Raw genomic sequence first — 15,449 nt, forward strand, 5'->3', positions numbered from 1 at the left:
AATCGGGTATACTCCCGCTCTTTAAATCGCAGCCCAAGAAACAGGTGAATTTGTGAGCCAGCCTACGCCAGCAGTGCGTACCTTCCAAGACTTGATCCTCGCCCTCCAGCAATACTGGGCCGAGCAAGGTTGTGTGGTGCTTCAGCCCTACGATATGGAAGTGGGCGCCGGCACATTCCATACCGCTACTTTTTTGCGCTCTCTGGGCCCAGAAACGTGGAACGCCGCTTATGTGCAGCCCAGTCGTCGCCCGACTGACGGCCGCTACGGCGAAAACCCGAACCGCTTGCAGCACTACTACCAGTTCCAGGTGGTATTGAAGCCAAATCCGCCTAATTTCCAGGAGCTGTACCTGGGCTCGCTGAAGCACATCGGCCTCGACCCGCTGGTGCACGACATCCGTTTCGTTGAAGACAACTGGGAATCGCCAACACTGGGCGCCTGGGGTCTGGGCTGGGAAATCTGGCTCAACGGCATGGAAGTCACTCAGTTCACCTACTTCCAGCAAGTGGGCGGCATCGAGTGCTACCCGGTGACGGGCGAAATCACTTACGGCCTTGAGCGCCTGGCGATGTACCTGCAAGGCGTCGATTCTGTCTACGACCTGGTCTGGACTGACGGCCCGTTCGGCAAAGTGACCTACGGCGACGTGTTCCACCAGAACGAAGTCGAGCAATCGACCTACAACTTCGAACACGCCAACGTCGACAAACTGTTCGAGCTGTTCGATTTCTACGAAAGCGAAGCCAAGCGCCTGATCGAACTCGACCAGCCACTGCCATTGCCGAGCTACGAAATGGTGCTCAAGGCGTCCCACACCTTCAACCTGCTGGATGCGCGCCGGGCTATTTCGGTAACAGCCCGTCAGCAGTACATCTTGCGTGTGCGTACCCTGGCCCGTGCCGTAGCGCAGGCGTATCTCGAAGCACGCGCCAAGCTGGGCTTCCCGATGGCACCCCCTGATTTGCGTGATGAAGTGTTGGCTAAGTTGGAGGCTGCACAATGAGTGCTCAAGATTTTCTGGTTGAACTGGGCACTGAAGAACTGCCGCCAAAAGCCCTCAATACCCTGGCTGAAGCGTTCCTCGCCGGGATTGAAAAAGGCCTGCAAAGCGCTGGCCTGAACTTCACTGCCAAAAAAGTCTACGCCGCGCCGCGTCGTCTGGCCGTGCTGCTGACCCAGCTCGACACCCAGCAGCCGGATCGCAGCATCAACATCGACGGCCCGCCCCGTCAGGCGGCGTTCGACGCTGAGGGCAACCCGACTCAAGCCGCCCTTGGTTTTGCCAAGAAGTGTGGCGTTGACCTGAGCGAAATCGATCAGAGCGGTCCGAAACTGCGTTTCAGCCAGGTCATTGTCGGCAAGCCGACCGCCAGCCTGCTGCCGACCATCGTTGAAGACTCGCTCAATGATTTGCCGATCCCCAAGCGCATGCGCTGGGGCGCCCGTAAAGAAGAGTTCGTACGTCCAACCCAATGGCTGGTCATGCTGCTGGGCGACGACGTGGTCGATTGCACGATTCTTGCGCAAAAAGCCGGTCGTGATTCGCGCGGTCACCGCTTCCATCACCCCGAAAACGTACGCATCAGCGCGCCAGCCAACTACCTCGAAGACTTGCGCAAAGCCTACGTGCTGGCCGACTTTTACGAGCGTCGTGAATTGATTTCCAAGCGCGTGGCCGAACTGGCGACGATGCAGGAAGGGACAGCCATCGTGCCGCCAAGCCTGCTCGACGAAGTTACGTCGCTGGTTGAATGGCCGGTGCCGCTGGTGTGCTCGTTCGAAGAGCGCTTCCTCGATGTACCGCAAGAAGCCCTGATCACCACCATGCAGGACAACCAGAAGTACTTCTGCCTGCTGGACGTGGACGGCAAGTTGCTGCCGCGCTTTATCACCGTGGCCAACATCGAGAGCAAAGACGCGCAGCAAATCATCTCGGGTAACGAGAAAGTGGTGCGCCCGCGTCTGACCGATGCCGAGTTCTTCTTCAAGCAAGACAAGAAGCAGACACTCGAAAGCTTCAACCTGCGCCTGCAAAACGTGGTGTTCCAGGCCCAACTGGGCAGCGTGTTCGACAAAGCCGAGCGCGTGTCCAAACTCGCCGCATTCATTGCCCCGCGCATCGGTGGCGACGCACAGCGCGCAGCCCGTGCAGGCTTGCTGTCCAAGTGCGACCTGGCGACCGAAATGGTCGGCGAGTTCCCGGAGATGCAAGGCATTGCCGGTTACTACTACGCCCTCAACGACGGCGAGCCTGAAGACGTCGCACTGGCGCTTAACGAGCAGTACATGCCGCGCGGTGCAGGCGCTGAATTGCCGGGCACCCTGACCGGTGCGGCGGTGGCCATTGCTGACAAACTCGACACCCTGGTCGGTATTTTCGGCATCGGCATGCTGCCCACCGGCAGCAAAGACCCGTACGCACTGCGCCGTGCAGCGCTGGGTATCTTGCGCATCCTGATCGACAAAAAACTCGACCTCGACCTGACTGAAGCCGTGAATTTCGCGGTGACCGCCTTCGGCGCCAAGATCAAGTCGGCCGGGCTGGCGGATCAAGTGCTGGAGTTCATCTTCGACCGTCTGCGTGCGCGTTATGAAGACGAAGGCGTGGACGTGGCCACTTACCTGTCGGTGCGTGCGTTGCAGCCAACCTCGGCGCTGGACTTCGATCAGCGCGTGCAAGCCGTTCAAGCCTTCCGTCAATTGCCGGAAGCCGCAGCCCTGGCCGCCGTCAACAAGCGCGTGTCGAACCTGCTGAGCAAGGTAGACGGCAAGGTCTCGACCCACGTCGAAGCCAAGTTCTTCGACAACGCCAGCGAGTTCTCGCTGTACTCGGCCATTCAAAAGGCTGACGAAGCGGTACAGCCGATGGCCGCTGCCCGTCAGTACAACGAAGCGCTCACCCGCCTGGCCGCCTTGCGCGAACCGGTGGATGCCTTCTTTGAAGCGGTGATGATCAACGCCGAAGATGCCAACGTGCGGGCTAACCGCTACGCATTGCTGGCGCGTTTACGCGGTCTGTTCCTCGGCGTAGCCGACATTTCGCTGCTGGGCTAAGGGGCTGCCGTGAAACTGCTGATTCTTGATCGGGACGGCGTGATCAATCACGACTCCGACGCTTACATCAAGTCTGTCGAGGAGTGGTTGCCACTCCCCGGTGCGATCGAGGCCATCGCGCAGTTGAGCAAGGCCGGCTGGACGGTGGCGATTGCCACCAACCAGTCCGGTATTGCGCGCGGCTACTACGACATCGCCACGCTGGACGCCATGCACGCCCGTTTGCGGGCATTGGTGGCGCAGCAGGGTGGCGAGGTCGGCCTGATAGTGTATTGCCCGCACGGCCCTGATGAAGGCTGCGCCTGTCGCAAACCCAAACCGGGCATGTTGCGCACGATTGCCGAGCATTACGGTGCTGATTTACGTGAATGTTGGTTTGTGGGTGACAGTTTGGGTGACTTGCAGGCCGCAGAGGCCGTCGGTTCACAGCCTGTTTTGGTAAAAACCGGAAAAGGCGAAAAAACGTTCGAAAAAAATCTACCGGCTACTACCCTGATTTTTGACGATCTGGCGGCAGTTGCCGCACAACTTATCCACACATAAGGCATTTTTGAACACCTGCTGACATCCGTTGCCCAGGCCTGTTCACGAATGCGTTATCCGCAACGGTAAAAGCCTCTATGTCGATCTTGCAGGCCATCAGAACTTTTTTCTTTTACCTGCTGCTGGGCACCAGTTCGCTGCTGTGGTGCTCGCTGAGCTTTTTTGTCGCCCCTTTTCTGCCGTTTCGTGCGCGTTATCGCTTTATCAACGTGTACTGGTGCCGCTGCGCACTGTGGCTGACGCGGGTGTTTTTGAACATTCACGTTGAAGTGAAGGGCGCCGAGAATGTTCCGAAGCGTCCGTGCGTGATTCTGGCCAACCACCAAAGTACCTGGGAGACGTTTTTTCTCTCGGCCTACTTTCAGCCGTTGAGCCAGGTGCTCAAGCGCGAACTGCTGTATGTGCCGTTCTTTGGCTGGGCGATGGCCATGCTGCGCCCGATTGCCATCGACCGTGACAACCCGAAAGCGGCGCTCAAGCACATCGCCAAGAAGGGTGACGAGCTGCTCAAGGACAACATTTGGGTGCTGATCTTTCCCGAAGGCACCCGTGTGCCGTTTGGCACGGTGGGCAAGTTTTCGCGCGGGGGCACCGCATTGGCGGTCAATGCTGAGCTGCCGGTCTTGCCGATTGCGCACAACGCAGGCAAATACTGGCCTAAAACCGGCTGGGCGAAAAAGCCTGGCACGATTGAAGTGGTGATTGGCGCGCCGATGTACGCCAACGGCACGGGCCCACGGGCGATTGCCGAGCTCAATGAGCGGGTGCAAGCCTGGAACGAACAGACGCAGCGCGACATGGGTTCACTGCCACCGGTTGCAGCGCCAGCGGATGTCGCACTGGGTTAGTGCGAATTGTGGATAACGTGTGCACAAGTTTTGGATTTCTTGCAAAAAACAGTCGTAACCCAATGATTTAAATACTTATTTCTCGGTATGACTTTTTAGCGGAAAACGTGCATAAGTTTTTCTAAGCAGAAAAAAACCGGCTAATTAGCCGGTTTTTTTGTGCCCGTATCCTCTGTAGGCGCGGGCTGAGGGGAGAGCGCAATAGCGCGCAGTCTCAAACCTTATCGATATCCACATTGCGGGTTTCTTTGAGGCACAGCACTCCCACCACCAGGCTGACACCGGTGATCACCACCGGGTACCACAGCCCGTAAAAGATGTCCCCGGTGTACACCACCAGCGCAAACGACACGGTCGGCAAGAAGCCACCAAACCAGCCATTACCGATGTGATACGGCAGTGACATGGAGGTGTAGCGAATACGGGTAGGGAACAGCTCCACCATCACCGCCGCCAGCGGGCCGTAGGTCATGGTCGCGATCAGGGTCAGCAGCACCATCACCAGCACCACCATCGGTTGGTTCACGGCACTCGGATCCGCCTTGGCCGGATAGCCTGCGTCGGTAATCGCCGCGCGCATTGCCGCTTCGTCAAAGCCGGTGATTTTTTGCTCACCCACTGACACTTCAACCAGGGTGCCGGGCGCTGCCGCCACCGAGGTGTAGGGCAACCCTTGCTTGACCAGGAAGGTTTTGACTTTATCGCAGGGGCTGTCAAAGCGCGCCTTGCCGACGGGGTCAAACTGGAAGGTGCAGGTGGACGGGTCGGCCATTACCACGATTGGCGATTGGCGACTCGCGGTGTCGATTTGCGGGTTGGCGTAATAGCTCAGTGCTTTGAATAACGGGAAGTACAGCACGGTGGCCAGCAGCAAGCCCAGCATCAGAATCGGTTTACGCCCCACACGGTCTGACAGCCAGCCAAAGAAGATAAAGAACGGTGCACCAATCACCACGCTGATAATCAAGAGGGTATTGGCCTGCGCCGGGTCCATCTTGAGCATCTGCGTCAGGAAGAACAGCACGTAGAATTGCGCGGTGTAGAAGGTCACCGCTTGCCCCGCGTTGATGCCAAACAGCGCGATCAGCACGATCTTGAGGTTTTCCCATTTACCGAACGACTCGCGGATCGGCGATTTACTGCCTTTGCCTTCGGCCTTCATTTTCACGAAGGCGGGCGACTCGTGCATGCTCAAGCGGATCCAGGTCGAGATGCCCAGCAGCACGATGGAGAGCAGGAACGGCAGGCGCCAGCCCCACACTTCAAACTGGTCGCCGGTCAGGTAACGGCAGCCCAGCACCACCAACAACGACAGCAACAAGCCCAAGGTGGCGGTGGATTGAATCCAGCTGGTGTTAAAACCGCGTTTGCCGGGCGCCGCGTGTTCTGCGACGTAGGTGGCGGCGCCACCATATTCACCGCCCAGCGCCAGCCCCTGAAGCATGCGCAACAGCACCAGCATGATCGGTGCGGCAATGCCGATGCTGGTGTAGGTCGGCAGCAAGCCCACAGCAAAGGTCGATAAGCCCATCAGAATGATGGTCATCAGGAAGGTGTATTTTCGCCCGATCATGTCGCCTAACCGGCCAAACACCAGTGCCCCGAACGGCCTGACCAAAAAACCCGCCGCAAAGGCCATCAAGGCAAAAATGAACGCGGTGGTGTCGTTAACCCCGGCAAAGAACTGTTTGCTCAGGACGGTGGCCAGGGCGCCATACAAGAAAAAGTCATACCACTCGAAAACAGTCCCGAGGGATGACGCAAAAATGATTTTTCGTTCTTCACGGCCTGTCGGCGCTTTCGCGACGCTGGCGGTTTGTGCGATGGAGTCTGACATTTTCAATGCCCTCGGCCCTTGGGGCCACAGTGATTATTGTTGTTGTCCACTGTCGGTTCCGGATGACTGCGACCGAAACCACGACCGCCTTCAGGCGACCGGTGTTGCTGCTGCGCGAAACCGTTCTACGGGTGTTTCTGCTGTCTGAATCGGGGTGTCGAGGATCAATTGCGCGGCTTTTTCGCCAATCATCAAGGTGGGTGAACAGGTATTGCCTGACACGATATCCGGCATGATCGAGGCGTCGGCCACCCGTAAACCCGGCACGCCATGGACGCGCAACTCAGCATCGACCACCGCCTGAGTGTCCTGGCCCATACGGCAGGTGCCCACCGGGTGGAAAATCGTCGTACCTATACGAGCGGCGGCTTCGTACAGCTGTTGCTCGGTTTGCAGGTCTTTGCCTGGCAGGTACTCCTCGGGGCTGAAGCCTTGCAGGGCAGGGCTGGCCACAATGTTACGGGTCAGGCGGATGGCATCTGCCGCGACGTTTAAATCGTCAGGGTGGCTCAGGTAATTAGGGTCGATCAGCGGCGCATCGTCCGGGTTGGCTGAACGAATATCCACGCGGCCCCGGCTCTTGGGCCGCAGGTTACACACCGATGCGGTAAACGCAGGAAAGCGGTGCAAAGGCTCGCCAAAGCGTTCCAGCGACAAGGGCTGCACGTGGTACTGCAAATTGGCGGACGGTTGCGCGGGGTCTGACTTTACAAACGCTCCCAATTGGCTGGGCGCCATCGCCAGCGGACCGCTGCGGTCGTAGGCATAACGCAGGCCCATGCCGAGCTTACCCCACAGGCTATTGGCCACTTGGTTGAGGGTTCGCGCGTTGCTCAATTTGAAGATCAGACGCAGTTGCAGGTGATCTTGCAGGTTGCCGCCCACACCCGGCAGTTCGTGCTCGACCTTGATGCCCAGGCTTTCCAGCAGTGGGCGCGGGCCAATCCCCGAACGCTGCAAAATGCCAGGCGAACCAATGGCACCGGCGCACAGGATGATTTCACGTTGGGCTTGAATATCATGCTCGCAGCCTTGCCAGCGGGCGCGTACATGGGTAGCGCGACCTGCGGTCAGTAGCACTTTGTTGACCTGCACATCGGTCAGAACGGTCAGATTTGGACGTTTGAGGATAGGCCGTAAAAAGGCTTTGGAGGCATTCCAGCGCACACCTGCGCGCTGATTGACCTGAAAGTACCCACAGCCCTGATTGTCGCCGGTGTTGAAATCGTCCACCGTGGGAATGCCGCTTTGCGCCGCGGCGTCCCGGAACGCATCGAGAATGGGCCATGAATAGCGCTGTTGCTCGACACGCCACTCACCGTCACCGCCATGCAAGTGCGCGTTGCCATCGCAGTGTTTTTCACTGCGCTTGAACAGGGGCAGTACGTCTTTCCAGGCCCAGCCCGGATTGCCCTGCTCAGCCCAGCGATCGTAATCACCCGCCTGCCCGCGCATGTAGATCATGCCGTTGATCGACGAGCTGCCACCCAACACCTTGCCGCGCGGATAGCTCAAGCGGCGCCCTTGCAACCCGGCCTGCGCCTCGGTTTTGAAGCACCAGTCGGTGCGCGGGTTGCCAATGCAATACAGATAACCCACCGGAATATGAATCCAGGGGTAGTTGTCTTGCCCGCCCGCTTCGAGCAGCAGCACCTTGTGGGCAGGATTGGCCGACAGCCGGTTCGCCAGCACAGAACCCGCAGGGCCCGCGCCCACGATGATGTAGTCGTATACCTGAGTGGCTGATGGCATGAAGCACCTCGCGCCTGTCTTTATTTTTATTGTCCTACACCATCGTATTGATTAATTTCGAGATGAAAACGCGCGATTTTGCCCACGGCCTGTGCGTTTTTGCACAGTTGGCCCATACGCCGCACTCGGGGATGACCATGTTCGACTGGAATGACCTGCGCTACTTTCTGGAGTTACACCGCAGCGGGCGCTTGCTGACCGCCGCCAAACGCATGAACACCACCCACAGCACGGTGGCGCGGCACATTGACAGCATCGAGCGGCACTTGGGGGCCGCATTGTTTGTGCAGCATGCACAGGGGTATGAACTGACACCCGCCGGGCAGGCGCTGCTCAAACATGCCGAAGCGATGGAAAACGTTGCCCTGCTGGCCCAGGAAGAAATCACCCAGGCCATGACGCCGCTGGGCAAGATCCGTCTGGGCGTCACCGAAGGCATTGGCATCATGTTCATCACCTCACGCCTGCGCGGTTTGTTTGAGCGCTATCCGGGGCTGGAAGTGGAATTGGTCGCGGTACCAAGGTTTGTCAGCATCCTCAACCGTGAGGCCGAAATCAGTATTCATCTGGAGCGGCCCAACGCCGACATGTTGATCACGCGCAAACTCACCGATTACACCCTCGCGCTTTACGCCAGTCCCGCCTATCTGGAGCAGGCTCCGCCGCTCAACCACCGCGATGATCTGGCGCATCACCACTGGATTGGCTACGTCGATGATCTGTTGTTCAGCCAGGAGTTGTTATTTCTCAACACCTTCTGTCGCACGCCGACCGTGACATTTCGCAGCACCAGCGTGATTGCCCAGCAGCAAGCAGCGCGTGCCGGATTAGGCATCGCAGTGCTGCCCAATTACATGGCCCGCCACGACAGCGAACTGGTGCGGGTTTTGCCGCAAGAGTCCGTGCAACGCAGCTACTGGATTAGCACTCGGCGCGAGTTGCACAAGTCGGTGAGGTTACGCGTGGTGTGGGATTTTTTGCTGGAGTTATGCACAGCCGAACAAACCATCCTGCTCGCACCGTGAACCCTTAACCGCTGCCGAAGGCGGCGTCCGATGACCTGGTCGTCGTAATCTTTGGGGTTTCGGGTAAAAACGCGAAACAGCCCACAGCTTGCGGTTAATTCCGGCAGAGGCCTGATGCCTGTTCTACAGTCACGCCCTTCAATCGGGTCTTCGCTATAGAAGCCCACGCTCTTATAACGATAAAAAGTGAGCTTTTATGAACAAGGACGTTCGTCGTGGCAGCGCCGCGCCTATGCTGTGCGCCAGCCTGCTGGTACTGCTTTCAACCCCCGCCCGCGCGCAGTATCAAGAACAGGGTACGCTCGGCGATGTCGCCAGTTGGCGCTCGGCCGAGTACCAACAGGATTGGGGCCTCAAGCGTCTGTCAGCCGATGCCGCTTACGCCGCAGGCATCACCGGCGCCGGGGTCAAGATTGGGGTGATGGACTCCGGTTTTGACGCCAGCCATCCCGAAGCCGCACGTTTTCATGCCGTGACAGCCAGCGGTCAATCCGCAGACGGCACACCGTTTTCAGTCAGCGGCCAGCTCAACCCGCGTAACGATTCCCACGGCACTCACGTCACGGGCACCATTGCCGCCGCCCGCGATGGCGTCGGCATGCACGGTGTCGCCTTTAATGCCGATCTGTATGTGGCCAATACCAATCAAAACGACAGCTTTCTGTTTGGCCCCAAGCCTGACGCCCTGTATTTCAAGGCCGCTTATAACGCGCTCGCCGATGCCGGGGTACGCGCCATCAACAACAGTTGGGGCAGCCAGCCCAAAGACGTGAACTACCAAACCCTCGACGGCTTGCACGCCGCCTATGCACAGCACTACAACCAGAACACATGGCTGGATGCTGCGGCCGATGTGTCGCGCCGTGGCGTGATTAACGTGTTCAGTGCCGGTAACAGTGGGGTGGCCAATGCCAGCGTGCGCTCCGCACTGCCGTATTTTCAGCCCGACCTGGAAGGGCACTGGCTGGCCGTGTCGGGGCTGGATAAAAACAATCAGCAAAAATATAACCAATGCGGCATCGCCAAATATTGGTGCATTGCCACGCCCGGCGCGCTGATCAACAGCACCATTCCCGGTGACGGCTACGGGGTTAAATCCGGTACGTCGATGTCTGCCCCGCATGCCACTGGCGCATTGGCGTTGGTCATGGAGCGCTATCCGTATCTAAATAATCAGCAAGCCCTGGAAGTGCTATTAACGACCTCGACGCAACTGGACGGTTCGATCACCGACACGCCCACAACCCGCGTGGGCTGGGGGGTGCCCGATCTGGACCGGGCAATGAAAGGGCCGGGCCAGTTACTCGGCACCTTCGATGTGCAATTGGCGCCCGGGCAACAGGATGTATGGAGTAACAACCTGTCAGATACCGCCTTGGCGGCGCGCCAGAAAGAAGACGCTGCTGAGCACCAAGCCTGGCAACAAACCCTGATCGACAAGGGCTGGACTCATGGCCTGGCGAGCAACGCCAGTCAGCAAGAGCACACCGATTATGCGATTGGCATGGCCCGCGATGCGGCTGGCGCACAACGTGAATATCAGGGCAGCTTGATCAAGTCCGGCGCAGGCAGCCTGACGTTGAATGGCGCTAACACGTATCGCGGCGCCACCACCGTCAATGGCGGCAGGCTCAACGTCAACGGTTCGCTGGCCTCGAGGGTGACGGTTAACAACAGCGGTTCACTCGGCGGAACGGGCCGTGTTGGCGGATTGATTGCCAACGCGGGGGCTACCGTGGCTCCGGGCAACTCGATTGGCACCCTGCAGGTCGACGGCAATGTGACGTTCGAACAAGGTTCAACCTATGCCGTGGAGTTATCCACAGCCCACAGTGACCGCCTGCTCGTGAGTGGCGAAACCGTGCTCAATGGCGGTGTTGTGACGCTGGCGCTGGAAAACAACCCTGACGTCCTGACCCAGCCACAAGTACGCAGCATGCTCGGCCGTCAGTATCAAATCCTGCAAGCCGCAGGCGGGGTGCAAGGGCAATTCGCCAGCGTTGTACCTAATTACCTGTTCATCGGCGCCAGCCTCGATTACTCGGCCACGGCCGTGCAACTGGACATCGAGCGCAACGCCACCCCCTTTGCCCACGTCGCGGCGACGCCCAATCAGCGGGCCGTGGCGATGGCCAGTGAACAACTCGGTGCTGGCAATGCGGTGTATGAGAGCGTGCTGAGCGCGCCTTCCATCGCAGTGGCGCAAAGCGCGTTTCAACAGTTATCCGGTGAAATTTACCCGGCGCTGGGCACGATGCTGATCAACGACAGCCGCCAATTGCGAGACGCGGTAGGCGAACGCCTCAACCCGGCAGGCACCCGCAACGCGCCGCCAACAGCGCCTAACGTGTGGATCAAAGCGCTTGGGGCATGGGGCAAAACCGATAGCCGCCACGACACGGCTGATTACACCACCTCGATTGGCGGCCTGCTGGCGGGCGTTGATGGGGCACTCGACGACAACACCCAATTGGGTGTGCTGGGCGGTTACAGCGACAGCTCGCTGAACATGGGCGCGGGTACGCATTCGCGGGCCACGGTGGACAGTTACCACGTGGGCACCTACCTCGGCCATACGCTGGGCGCCGTGCGCTTGAGCGGCGCAGCCACCTACAGCTGGCATCGCGCCGAGGTGAAGCGCGACTTGCACTACAACGACAACAGCGCCAAACAAAAAACCAAACGCGACGCACAAACCGTGCAGCTGTTTACCGAAGCGGCTTATCGCATGAACGTACCCGCACTGAGCCTGGAACCGTTCGTCAATCTGGCGTACATCCATTTGAACAGTGACGGCTTTACCGAAAAAGGTGACGCCGCCGCGCTCAAAGCCAGCCAGGACCAGCGCGATGCCGTGCTTAGCACCGTGGGCCTGCGGGCGCTGAAAACCGTGCATATCGCCGCCCAGCCGCTGGAGCTGGCGGGCAGTGTGGGCTGGCAGCATGCCCTCAGCTCGGTCGATTCAGACGCGCATCTGCGTTTCGCTTCGGGTGGCCCCTCCTTTGCGATTGAAAGCTCGCCTCTGGTGCGCAACGCCGCACGGGTGGGAGCGCATGCGAGCCTGGCGATCAATCGCGATCTGCGGATCAATCTGGATTACAGCGGCCAACTGGCCACTCAGGAGAAAAGCCACGGAGTGGGCTTGAGCCTGAATTGGCAGTTCTGATGCCCCAACGTTCATCCCTCCCTGTGCCTCAAGGCGCAGGGCTAATCAGCAATCCACCAAGGAAGGTTACCGGCATGGAATCACTACGTGGGCAGCGTCTGCCTGTGCAAAAAAAACGCGCACTACCGTTTAGCAAGCGTGCGCTTTCAGTGAGCCTGGGGCTGGCGACCCTGAGCCTGCTAGGCCAGGCGCAAGCCGCACCTTATATAGAAGCAGGGCGGGGCGGGCAGCCTGACAGCTGGCGCAGCCCTGAATTCAAGGCTGACTGGGGGTTGGGCGCCATCAACGCGCAAGACGCTTACGCGGCAGGTTACAGCGGTAAAGGCGTCAAGCTCGGGATCTTCGACCAGCCGGTGTACGCCCAACACCCCGAATTCAGTAGCCCGAACAAAGTGGTCACCGTGGTGACTACAGGGATTCGCGAATACACCGACCCGTACATTGCGGTCAAAGCCGGTGACGCGTTTATTTACGATGGCAGCCCGTCCGCTGGCTCCAATGGCAAACTGGGCTCGCACGGCACCCACGTCGGCGGCATTGCCGCCGGTGACCGAGACGGCGGCCCCATGCACGGTGTGGCGTATGGCGCGCAGATCATCATGGCGGACAACGGCGACCCCGGCCCCGAAGACGGCATCATTCGCGGCAATGACGGTGCGGTGTACAAGGCCGGGTGGGATGCACTGGCGGCCAGCGGAGCACGGATCATCAACAACAGCTGGGGCATTGGCATCACCGATAAATTCAACCTCGGTGGCAGCAATCCGGCTTACCCGCATTTCACGGTGAACGATGCGCAAGCTCAGTTCGATCAAATCCTGCCATTGCTCGACACCAAAGCCGGGGGCGCTTACCGCGGCGCTATCGAATCCGCACGCAGCGGTATCGTGACAATTTTTGCCGCCGGCAATGACTACAACCTGAACAACCCCGACGCGATTGCAGGGCTGGCGCACTTTGTACCGGACATCGCGCCAAACTGGATCACCGTCGCCAGCTTGCAGCAAAACCCGGACAGCAACAGTACAACGCCTTACACCCTGAGCAAGTTCTCATCCCGTTGCGGGTATGCGGCGAGTTTTTGTGTGTCAGCACCGGGTAGCACTATTTACAGCGCAATCATTGAAGGCACCACGCTGGAAAACATGACCGTCGGTTATGGCAACAAAAGCGGCACCTCAATGGCGGCGCCCCATGTGGCGGGCAGTGCGGCCGTGTTGATGGAGCGCTTCCCCTACATGACCGGTGCGCAGATCGCAGGTGTGCTGAAGTCCACAGCGACTGACCTGGGCGCGCCGGGCATCGACGAGTTGTATGGCTGGGGCATGATCAACCTGCACAAAGCCATCGACGGCCCGAGCATGTTGATTGCCGATGCCGATATTCCACAACCCTTGCGGGTTGAAGGGGCTTATGGCAACGGCCAGTTTGTGGCGGACTTGCCCGGTGTGGGCGCCCTCATCGATGCGGGTAAACCCACAGAGCGACGTTGTAGCGACATCAGTTGTGGGCGTGATGTATGGCGCAACGATATTAGCGGGCACGGCGGCCTGACCAAACTCGGTCTCGGCACGCTGGTGTTGACCGGTGCCAACACCTACAGCGGCCCGACAGCGGTCAATCAAGGCCTGCTGGCCATCAATGGTTCGCTCAGCTCGGCCGTGACGGTGAACGCTGGCGGCACCCTGGGCGGCAGTGGTCAGGTCGCGGCGCTCACGGCAACCCACGGCGGCACTGTGGCACCGGGCAATTCCATCGGTACGCTGAACGTGGCGGGCGACATAACGTTTGAATCAGGCTCGACCTACGCCGTGGAGTTATCCCCTACCCAAAGCGACCGGATCGTGGCGGGCGGCAAAGCCACACTCAAGGGCGGCACCGTGACGCTGGCGCTGGAAAATAACCCCGCGCTGCTAAGCCGCCAGCAAACCCAAAGCCTGTTGGGACAACAGTTCGACATCCTGCAAGCGGCTGGCGGAATTGACGGCCAATTTGGCGACGTGTTGCCCAATTATCTGTTTATCGGCGGGCAACTCGATTACTCCGCCACGGCAGTGCAGTTGGGTATCGAGCGCAATGCAACCTCCTTTGCCAGCGTCGCGTTGACCGCCAATCAACGCGCCGTGGCGCAAGCGGCTGAAGGCTTAAACGCAGGCAACGCCGTCTACGAAGGCGTTTTGCTGTCACCTTCGGTGGCCAGTGCGCGTCAGGCCTATCAGCAATTAAGTGGTGAAATACATCCCGCGATTGCTACGCAATTGATCAACGACACCCGTCATCTTCGCGATGCCGTGGGTGACCGTCTTCGCCAGCACGACTTATACAGCGCCAGCCCAGAAGTAGCAGGGCAAAACAACGTGTGGGTCAAAGCCCTCGGTGCGTGGGGTAAAACCAACGCAGGTTCAGCCAACGCCAACTACACCACCTCTTTGGGCGGGATGTTGGTGGGCGCCGACGGTTTGATAAGCGATGCGACACGCCTGGGTGTGTTCACCGGTTATAGCCACAGCGGCCTGAACATGGGGGACGGCACGCATTCAACAGCCTCCACCGACAGCTATCACTTGGGTGCGTATCTGGGGCATGAAATTGACGCGCTGCGCCTGAGCGTTGGGGGTTCTTACAGCTGGAACCGCATCGATGTAAAACGCGAGGTGCAATTCGCCGACATCGATGCCAAACACAAAACCAAACGCGACGCCCAAACCGCGCAAGTGTTTACCGAAGCCGCGTATCGCGTTGAGTTGCAAACGCTGGCGCTGGAACCCTTCGCCAACCTGACGTACGTGCATGTGGGCAGCGACAGCTTCCATGAAAAGGGTGGGGCAGCGGCACTGCAAGGTCGTCGTGACAATCGCGAAGCGCTGCTCTCGACCTTGGGCTTACGGGCCGCAAAAACCCTCACATTAGGCCGTGATCAACAGCTGGAGGTGGCGGGGAGTTTAGGGTGGCAGCACAACCTGAACGCCGTGCATTCGGATCAGGATTTGAGCTTTGTAGCGGGCAGCACCGCGTTTAGCGTGCAAAGCGTTTCATTGGCACGCGATGCAGCCGTGGTGGGCGCTCGGGTGGGCATGGCGCTGGGCAAAGCTACGCGCCTGGAGCTGGATTACAACGGGCAATTAAGCAACAAAGAAAAGGCGCATGGCATGGGTTTGAATCTGAGCTGGCAGTTCTGATCGCCTGTATTGATCGCGCATAAAAAAGGCCAACGCTGAGCG

General features: G+C 59.2%; 9 protein-coding genes. 7 read left to right on the forward strand and 2 right to left on the reverse strand.

What is annotated here, in order from left to right:
* Window positions 1-52 precede the first annotated feature (52 nt).
* The 4 genes from glyQ to ACP7A4_RS08195 all read left to right on the forward strand — a co-directional run bounded on the left by glyQ (window position 53) and on the right by ACP7A4_RS08195 (window position 4,448).
* Window positions 53-1,006 (forward strand): glycine--tRNA ligase subunit alpha, encoded by a 954-nt coding sequence (gene glyQ / locus ACP7A4_RS08180; protein WP_019828634.1) that lies wholly within the window; start codon window positions 53-55, stop codon window positions 1,004-1,006.
* Window positions 1,003-3,057, forward strand: coding sequence for a glycine--tRNA ligase subunit beta (gene glyS / locus ACP7A4_RS08185; RefSeq protein WP_048402121.1), 2,055 nt, complete (start codon window positions 1,003-1,005; stop codon window positions 3,055-3,057). The genes glyQ and glyS overlap by 4 nt, the downstream gene beginning before the upstream one ends.
* A gap of 9 nt (window positions 3,058-3,066) precedes the next feature.
* Complete coding sequence (gmhB, locus tag ACP7A4_RS08190) at window positions 3,067-3,600, forward strand: D-glycero-beta-D-manno-heptose 1,7-bisphosphate 7-phosphatase (RefSeq protein ID WP_059766066.1); 534 nt, start codon at window positions 3,067-3,069, stop codon at window positions 3,598-3,600.
* 77 nt (window positions 3,601-3,677) lie between these two features.
* Window positions 3,678-4,448, forward strand: coding sequence for a lysophospholipid acyltransferase family protein (locus tag ACP7A4_RS08195; protein ID WP_426246320.1), 771 nt, complete (start codon window positions 3,678-3,680; stop codon window positions 4,446-4,448).
* A 214-nt stretch (window positions 4,449-4,662) separates the two neighbouring features.
* Here ACP7A4_RS08195 and ACP7A4_RS08200 read toward each other — a convergent pair whose 3' ends face one another.
* Window positions 4,663-6,285 carry an MFS transporter gene (locus tag ACP7A4_RS08200; RefSeq protein ID WP_059766070.1) on the reverse strand — a complete coding sequence of 541 codons (1,623 nt, stop codon included), beginning with the start codon at window positions 6,283-6,285 and terminating at the stop codon, window positions 4,663-4,665.
* A gap of 90 nt (window positions 6,286-6,375) precedes the next feature.
* A complete protein-coding gene (locus ACP7A4_RS08205; RefSeq protein WP_426246322.1) occupies window positions 6,376-8,037 on the reverse strand; it encodes a GMC family oxidoreductase in 1,662 nt (553 codons plus the stop codon).
* Window positions 8,038-8,174: 137 nt separating this feature from the next.
* On the opposite strand from ACP7A4_RS08205, the gene ACP7A4_RS08210 reads away from it, so the two are divergent.
* From ACP7A4_RS08210 to ACP7A4_RS08220, 3 genes are all read left to right on the forward strand, one after another.
* On the forward strand, window positions 8,175-9,062 hold the full coding sequence (locus ACP7A4_RS08210; protein WP_059766214.1) for a LysR family transcriptional regulator: 888 nt from the start codon (window positions 8,175-8,177) through the stop codon (window positions 9,060-9,062).
* 232 nt (window positions 9,063-9,294) lie between these two features.
* The gene (locus tag ACP7A4_RS08215; RefSeq protein WP_426246400.1) at window positions 9,295-12,228 is read left to right on the forward strand and encodes an autotransporter domain-containing protein; all 2,934 of its coding nucleotides are present in this window, start codon (window positions 9,295-9,297) and stop codon (window positions 12,226-12,228) included.
* 74 nt (window positions 12,229-12,302) lie between these two features.
* Window positions 12,303-15,407: an autotransporter domain-containing protein gene (locus tag ACP7A4_RS08220; protein ID WP_426246324.1), complete on the forward strand. Its 3,105-nt coding sequence runs from the start codon at window positions 12,303-12,305 to the stop codon at window positions 15,405-15,407.
* The last annotated feature ends 42 nt before the right edge of the window (window positions 15,408-15,449 follow it).

The sequence above is a fragment of the Pseudomonas sp. TWR3-1-1 genome, from assembly GCF_049896545.1.
GTDB lineage: Bacteria > Pseudomonadota > Gammaproteobacteria > Pseudomonadales > Pseudomonadaceae > Aquipseudomonas > Aquipseudomonas weihenstephanensis.

Bases quoted from the DNA above. Each gene is read 5' to 3' on its own strand.
- glyS (WP_048402121.1), top strand. From the start codon at position 1,003: ATGAGTGCTCAAGATTTTCTGGTTGAACTGGGCACTGAAGAACTGCCG.
- ACP7A4_RS08195 (WP_426246320.1), top strand. From the start codon at position 3,678: ATGTCGATCTTGCAGGCCATCAGAACTTTTTTCTTTTACCTGCTGCTG.
- ACP7A4_RS08200 (WP_059766070.1), bottom strand. From the start codon at position 6,285: ATGTCAGACTCCATCGCACAAACCGCCAGCGTCGCGAAAGCGCCGACA.
- ACP7A4_RS08205 (WP_426246322.1), bottom strand. From the start codon at position 8,037: ATGCCATCAGCCACTCAGGTATACGACTACATCATCGTGGGCGCGGGC.
- ACP7A4_RS08210 (WP_059766214.1), top strand. From the start codon at position 8,175: ATGTTCGACTGGAATGACCTGCGCTACTTTCTGGAGTTACACCGCAGC.
- ACP7A4_RS08215 (WP_426246400.1), top strand. From the start codon at position 9,295: ATGCTGTGCGCCAGCCTGCTGGTACTGCTTTCAACCCCCGCCCGCGCG.
- ACP7A4_RS08220 (WP_426246324.1), top strand. From the start codon at position 12,303: ATGGAATCACTACGTGGGCAGCGTCTGCCTGTGCAAAAAAAACGCGCA.